This is a genomic window from Mycobacterium sp. E3247 (assembly GCF_001667785.1).
GTDB lineage: Bacteria > Actinomycetota > Actinomycetes > Mycobacteriales > Mycobacteriaceae > Mycobacterium.
In genome coordinates this window covers 1-789 of the sequence record NZ_LZJG01000350.1, presented here as the reverse complement: position 1 = coordinate 789, position 789 = coordinate 1, and the positions used below count along the sequence as shown (strand labels likewise).

The window sequence follows — 789 nt, the reverse complement described above, 5'->3', positions numbered from 1 at the left end:
AACGGCGAGAAGTGGTACACCTCAGGGGCGTCCATTTCTCAGCTGGCACTGGTGATGGCCAAGACCGATCCCGACGCCCCTCGTCATCGGCAATACACCACCTTCTTGGTGGAGCTGCCCAACGCGGGTTTCGATATCGTCCGCAATATCCCTATCATGGGCGAATCCGATATCCCCACCTACCAGGGCGAAATCCAGATGGGCCACGCCGAAGTGCGCATCAACGACCTCGTTGTCCCCCACGAGAACATTCTCGGCGGACTTGGACAGGGCTTTGCCATGGGCCAGCATCGCCTCGGCTACGGCCGGCTGCGGCACGGCATGTGGAGCATCGCGAAAGCCCAAGCAGCGCTTGACATGGCGGCCGCGCGGGCATGTGAAAGAGTCACCTTCGGCAAACGGGTGGCTGATCGTCAGGGAATCCAGTGGATGCTCTCCGACTGCGCCGAGAAGCTTTACGTCACCCGGCTGATGATCCTGCACCTGGCCTACAAAATGGAGCACGGGCACGACCTGCGCATCGAGAACTCGATGGCCAAAACCTATATCGCCAACATGCTGATCGAGGTGATCGACACGGCGTTGCAGATACACGGGTCCTTGGGCTACACCCACGACCTGCCGTTGGCGGCCTGGCTCTCAGAGGCGAGAATGAGCCGCATCGTCGACGGCCCCGATGAGGTGCACCGGTGGACCGTCGGGCGCAACGTCGTCAAGGCTTACGAAGCGACCGGCACCACGGCGACCGCAGCAGGCGGGGAGCTGTTTTGACCCAACGATGGCCTCCAA

General features: G+C 61.7%; 1 protein-coding gene. It reads left to right on the top strand.

What is annotated here, in order from left to right; translation table 11 throughout:
- Positions 1 to 771: acyl-CoA dehydrogenase family protein (locus A9X04_RS19390; protein ID WP_197509239.1), on the top strand; the 771-nt coding region annotated here is incomplete at its 5' end.
- Positions 772 to 789: the final 18 nt, after the last annotated feature.